This is a genomic window from Neisseria sp. N95_16 (genome assembly GCF_002551535.2).
GTDB classification, from domain to species: domain Bacteria; phylum Pseudomonadota; class Gammaproteobacteria; order Burkholderiales; family Neisseriaceae; genus Neisseria; species Neisseria brasiliensis.
The window spans coordinates 1-5,885 of the sequence record NZ_PDBT02000103.1 but is presented as its reverse complement, the minus strand read 5'-3'; the positions used below and the strand labels follow the sequence as shown (position 1 = coordinate 5,885).

Sequence of the window (5,885 nt, the reverse complement as noted above, 5' to 3'; positions counted from 1 at the left end):
CCGCCGACCGAGAAAGACATTGGACTATGAGACACCGGGTGATCTGTTTTCAGCAGCCCTTGCCAATGGCATTTGAGCGTTGCACTTGAAATGCGAATGTAAGGCCGTCTGAAATATTTTTCAGACGGCCTTTCTACTTCCTGAGTATTTTATCTGCCTGACTGTGCCCACACGTTTTGCAGGTAGGCGTAGGTTAGCTCGGCGGTGTCGGACACTAGCGCGATGTCGCTGCCCAAGTCTTCGGCTTTGCCCACGCCGATGGGCAAGGCGCCGGCGGCTTTGATGGCGGCGACGCCGGCGACGGCGTCTTCAATGCCGATGCATTGGCGGATGTCTGCGTCCACGCCCTCGGCGGCGGCGAGGAAGATGTCGGGGGCAGGTTTGGAATGCGCGACGGCGGCAGGGTCGGCAATGGCGTCGAAGAAGTGGGTCAGCCCCATGCGTTCGAGCAGGAATGGGCCGTTTTTACTGGCGGACGCGAGGGCGATTTTTTTGCCGTTTGCCCTCAATGCTTCCAGTAGGGGCAAAATGCCGGGATACACGTCTTCGGGTTTGACTGCTTGAATCATCTCAACGTAGTTGTCGTTTTTGCGGCGGGTCAGTTCGGCGAACTCGGCTTCGCTGACGGTTTTGCCGCCGTGTGCGAGGATGCGTTTGAGCGAATCGTCGCGCGATACGCCTTTGAGCTGCTCGTTAAACTTGCGGTCGATGCTGATGCCCAGTTCTGTGGCGAGCTTTTTCCATGCGCGGTAGTGGTACTCGGCGGTGTCGGTGATGACGCCATCGAGATCAAAGAGCACTGCGGTAAAAGTCATTTTGCGCCCTCCTTATTTTTCCAATGCAACGGTGTGGCTGCCGTTGAGCGTGATGTCTTTGCCGTACACCTGCAAATCGAGCGGCTCGCCTTTGCTGGTGCCGCTGGTGGAAGAAGGGTGGCTTGAGCATGAAGTCACCCGTCTGACCGTGCGCGAATATTTGAAACCCCTGCTGGTGGACGACATCGATACGCTGGTGCTGGGATGCACCCACTTTCCGCTGCTCAAGCCGCTCATCAGTCAGGAAGCGCCAAACGTGACTCTGGTCGATTCGGCCATCACTACTGCCGAAGCCACCGCCAAAGCCTTAACCGAAGCCGGATTGCTCAATACCGACAATCCCGCACCGGATTACCGCTTTTATGTCAGCGACATTCCGCTGCGTTTCCGAACCATCGGCGAGCGTTTCTTGGGTCGAAGCATGGAGCAGATTGAAATGGTAACGTTAGGCTAAGAAGATGATAATGGTTTCAGGCCGTTTGGAAATAGTTTTTCAAACGGCCTTTACATACAGGTTGAGACAAAAAAGCGCATGCATTCGAGTGGTGAAATTGCTATCATAAATCCATCAGGCAAGGGCATGAATGTGAAGCCGTCTGAAAACTGTGAAGGAGAACGATATGAACAACGCAAGCCGATTGTTATGGTGGGTGCCGGTGTTGATGCTCGCCGCATCTGTAAATGCCGCTTCTTTGGATAAAGCACAAGTATTTGATCTGAACGATGTGACTTTGAGCCAAGTGGCAGATGATGTGATTGCGGCCAAACGCCCGGAAAAAACGCTCAACCAGCGCATTTCCGACAGAATCGAAAAATCCCGCCGTAATCGGGAAGCGCGCAAAATAATGCGCCAGCAACGTGAAAAACGTGAACAAGAGCGTAAAGCCGTGGATAAGGCGGAACAAAAAGAAGCTGCCTAATGGTTGTTACGCTGGATATACTCAAGGCCGTCTGAAAAAGGATTTTCAGACGGCCTTGATGTTTTAGCGCTTAGCGATCCATATACAGAAACTGAATATGGCGTTCATATTGATTCAAAATATCGATAATCGCCTGCTCTTTGGTGTAGCCGAGAATATCGTAATCCTGACTGCCTTCAATCAAAAAGACTTCGGCGCGGTAGTATTTTTCATGCTCTTGGCTGGAAGCCAAATTGCCTGCTTGGCCGAGCGCGAAAATCGGTTTTTCTGCTTCAATCAGTTCCACACGATAGATAAAATCGCTTTGTTCAGGGTAACGAACGGCAATTTGATGCACCAAGCCGCCGTTTTCGGTGGTGAGCTCGACTTCAAGGCGTTTTTTTTCCAATTCAATCGCCACTTCCGCCATGGCTTGTTCCAATGTATGGGTCATGAAATGTTTGGCCGTCTGAAGGTCAGGGAAGTTGGTCAAACGGCTTAAGCGGTTGCGCCAGTTTAGGCCGTTGTCGAGCACCAATGCGCGGTCAACTTGGCCTGCTTTGCGCTTCATGCCTTCTTGGCGCAGGCTGATCCACATCGAAATCATGTACAGCACCAAAATCAGCGAGAAGGGCAAACCGGCTACCACCGACACCGATTGCAGAGAAGCAAACCCACCGGCAAACAGTAAGCCCAATGTCACCAAGCCTGTGCCGGCTGCCCAGAATAAACGCAGCCACACCGGCGCATCGGCGGTGGAAGCCAAATCGCGCGAACTCAAATTTGCCAATACCAAAGCGCCCGAGTCGGCAGAAGTCACAAAGAAAATCAAGCCGATAATCACGCCCATGGTCGACCACAAACCGGCCAGCGGATAATGTTCAAACAGCAAAAACATACCCATCGCCGGATTTTCGACTGCGGTTTTGGCCAGATCGGCCGCTTGACCGCTGTTGACCAAATCGATGGCGCTGTTACCGAAAATCGAGAACCACGCAAAGATAAAGCCCAACGGGATAAACATCACGCCGAACACAAATTCGCGCAGCGTGCGGCCGCGTGAAATGCGCGCGATAAACAGGCCGACAAACGGCGCCCATGCCACCCACCAAGCCCAGAAGAAAATAGTCCAAGCCGATTTCCATTCCGCGCCGGATTCGCCTTCATAAGCATACACGCGGAAGGTTTTGTCCATGATGGTTTGGAAATAGCTGCCGATGTTGTCCACCAAGCCGTTGAACAGAAACACCGTCGGCCCCATCACCAACAGCGCAATCAACAAGCCTGTCGCGCCCAGCATATTGATTTCGGAAAGACGGCGCACGCCTTTGTCCACGCCCGACATGGCCGATAACGCTGCTGCTGCGACTACGCCCAAGATAATGGCCGTCTGAACCGTTTTGCTGGTGTCGATGCCGAATACATGGTTCAAACCTGCATTGGCTTGCAATACACCGATACCCAAGCTGGTGGCAATGCCGAGCAGGGTGCACACCACGCCGAAAATATCGACGGTGTTGCCGAGCCAGCCGTTGACGCGTTTTTGCCCGAAAATCGGTAGCAAGGCGCTGCGTAAAGCCAGCGGCATGTTTTTACGGTAAGCAAAATAAGCCAAAGCCATGCCGATCAGCGCGTAAATGCCCCAGCCGTGCAAACCCCAGTGTAAAAAAGTTTGCGCCAAGGCCGCGCGTGCCGCTTCAGGTGTGCTGCCTTCGCCGATATTGGGTGCAAGGTAGTGGGTGAGCGGTTCGGATACGCCGAAAAACAGCAAATCAATGCCGATACCAGCGGAAAACAACATCGCCGCCCACGCCAAAAACGGAAAAGCCGGTTTGTCTTGGTCTTGTCCGAGTTTGATGTCGCCGTAGCGCGAGACGCCGACAAACAGCGAAAACACGCCGTAAGCAGCCACCACCAGCATGTAATACCAGCCGAAATGGTCGGATACCCATTTGAGCGCACCGCCGAGCACGGTTTCACTGACGGCAGGAAATAAAATGGTGAACAAAATCAGCGCCACCGTAATCACAGACGATGCCAAAAACACGGTTTTATTCACCGCTAGCTTGGCGCCGCCGGAAAACGCGGAATTCTGCATAGGCTTTCTCCTTATGTTTGATTGATTATTGTCGGGGGATAAGGCCGTCTGAAAAGCATCCAGGTTTCAGACGGCCTGAAGATGAGACTTAATCGGGAAATTCTTCGCTTGGGCGGTGGGTCGGCACTTCTTCTTCACCGCGGTGATAGCGTTCCGCTTCTTCGGCAGGGCGCTTAATCGGCAATGTGTCCGGCAGCACCAAATGCGCTTCGATGCGGAGCACTTTGATAATCGCGAATAACATCAAAATCAGAATAATCGTAAACGGCAAACCGGCCACAATCGAACCCGCTTGCAGGCTTTTCAAACCGCCCGCCACCAGCAGCGCCATAATGATGCCCGACAGCAAAAAGCCCCAGACAATTTTCAGGCGCAATGTCGGATTGAGCGCACCGCCGCTGCTCATGCTGGCCAGAATATGTGTGGCCGAGTCAGCAGAGGTAATCAGGAAGGTGGCAATCAACACCAGCGTGGCGGTAGAAGTAAATGTGTGCAGTGGGAATTGCTCCAAAAAGGCAAACATCGCCAGCGTGTAATCATTGGCCACTACCTGCGCCAAGCCCGCATTGGCATACAAATCCTGATAAATCGCCGTGCCGCCGAATGCCGCAATCCATAAAAACGAAATCAGCGGCGGCACAATCAACACGCCCACCACAAATTCACGAATGGTGCGGCCACGCGAAATGCGGGCGATAAACGCGCCGATAAACGGGCTCCATGAAATCACCCATGCCCAGTAAAACACCGTCCATTTTTCTACCCAGTTGCTTTCTTTGCGGAACGGGTCAAGGCGCAGGCTGTAATCGATAAAGTGCGTCAAATAATCGCCGATGCCGGTCACGAGCGATTTCAACATCACCGAAGTCGGCCCCAGAATCATGATAAACAGCGTCAAACCGAGCGCAATCGCCATATTGATGTTTGACAGCCATTTCACGCCGCGGCTTAAGCCCGACGAGGCCGAAATCACGAAAATCACCGTAATCACCGCCAAAATCGCCGCGTGTGTCCACGGATTGCCCGGCAGGCCGTACACATAGGTCAGGCCGCCGTTAATCTGCAATACGCCCATGCCGATGGACGTAGCAATACCCATCACGGTGGCAATCACCGCTAAAATATCGACCGTGCGGCGCCAAAAGGTCGGGTAATTGTGGCCAAACAGCGTTTCCATCGAGGTCGATACCAAGCTGTCTTTCTTAATCCGGTATTGAAATAAGCCGATAATCAGGCCGGCAATGGCAAAAATCGACCATTGCGACAAACCCCAGTGGAAATAAGTATAGCCCATCGCCATGCGTGCGCTCTCAATCGAACCCGGCTCAACACCTGGCAGCGGCGGGCTGGCAAAATGCGTCATCGGTTCGGCCACGCCCCAAAACACAATCCCTACGCCCAAGCCGCCGGAAAAGAGCATACCGATCCATGAAGCGGTGCTGAATTCCGGTTTCTCATCGAAACGCCCCAGCTTCAATTTGCCGTAGCGCGTGAAAATCAGCCCGATTAAAAACATCAAACACAAACACCGACAGCATATACAGCCAGCCGAAATGCGCCGCGATGTATTGGTAAATCACATCGGCGTAGTGGCCGAAGGCTGCGGGAAACATCAAACCGATGGCGGTAATCGCCACAATCAATACAGCAGAAATATTCAAAACAGTAAGTTGTTTCGACATGATTTTCTCCAAGATTGTTGGATGGTATTAAATTATTTTATTTTGAATAATTAATATACGCCCTTATCGAAAGACATTCAATTGGCAAGGGGACAGGCTTTTCAGACGGCCTGATGCGCATCAAAAGGCCCTTACATTCGCCTAACAAGTGCAATTTCCAATAACAGAAAAGGCCAGTATGCGGTAGTATACTGCCTTTCCTGACAAGAAAGATTGCAATATGGCCTACACACAACTGACCTCACACCAAAGATACTACATTTCCAGACATTACCGCAACCTACCCCTAAACCAAATCGCACAGAACATCGGTTGTCATCCCGCCACCGTCAGTCGGGAAATCAGACGGCATTCCGTCAACGGAACCTACTGTTACCGAAAAGCACAACAG

6 protein-coding genes and 1 pseudogene are annotated in these 5,885 nt (G+C 52.4%); 3 read left to right on the top strand and 4 right to left on the bottom strand.

The genetic code is table 11. From position 1 onward, the window contains the following. Nucleotides 1-149: 149 nt before the first annotated feature. Nucleotides 150-815, bottom strand: a complete 666-nt coding sequence (pgmB, locus tag CRG49_RS11980) for a beta-phosphoglucomutase (RefSeq protein ID WP_095503566.1) — start codon at nt 813-815, stop codon at nt 150-152. Nucleotides 816-900: 85 nt separating this feature from the next. Here pgmB and CRG49_RS11975 point away from each other — a divergent pair. Together CRG49_RS11975 and CRG49_RS11970 are read left to right on the top strand one after the other, a co-directional pair. Continuing rightward, nucleotides 901-1,269, top strand: a pseudogene (locus CRG49_RS11975) (glutamate racemase); the annotation flags it as partial. Nucleotides 1,270-1,435: 166 nt separating this feature from the next. Beyond that, a complete protein-coding gene (locus CRG49_RS11970; RefSeq protein ID WP_095503567.1) occupies nt 1,436-1,735 on the top strand; it encodes a hypothetical protein in 300 nt (99 codons plus the stop codon). A 70-nt stretch (nt 1,736-1,805) separates the two neighbouring features. On the opposite strand, the gene betT is transcribed toward CRG49_RS11970, so the two are convergent. From betT to CRG49_RS14080, 3 genes are all read right to left on the bottom strand, one after another. Then, nucleotides 1,806-3,812: a choline BCCT transporter BetT gene (betT, locus tag CRG49_RS11965; protein WP_095503568.1), complete on the bottom strand. Its 2,007-nt coding sequence runs from the start codon at nt 3,810-3,812 to the stop codon at nt 1,806-1,808. Nucleotides 3,813-3,900: 88 nt separating this feature from the next. Continuing rightward, nucleotides 3,901-5,328 carry a BCCT family transporter gene (locus tag CRG49_RS11960; RefSeq protein WP_198515172.1) on the bottom strand — a complete coding sequence of 476 codons (1,428 nt, stop codon included), beginning with the start codon at nt 5,326-5,328 and terminating at the stop codon, nt 3,901-3,903. After that, the gene (locus CRG49_RS14080; protein WP_198515171.1) at nt 5,267-5,494 is read right to left on the bottom strand and encodes a BCCT family transporter; all 228 of its coding nucleotides are present in this window, start codon (nt 5,492-5,494) and stop codon (nt 5,267-5,269) included. The genes CRG49_RS11960 and CRG49_RS14080 overlap by 62 nt, the downstream gene beginning before the upstream one ends. Before the next feature lie 220 nt (nt 5,495-5,714). Here CRG49_RS14080 and CRG49_RS14075 point away from each other — a divergent pair. Further along, the coding region (locus tag CRG49_RS14075; protein WP_157807888.1) for a helix-turn-helix domain-containing protein at nt 5,715-5,885 on the top strand (171 nt) is incomplete at its 3' end.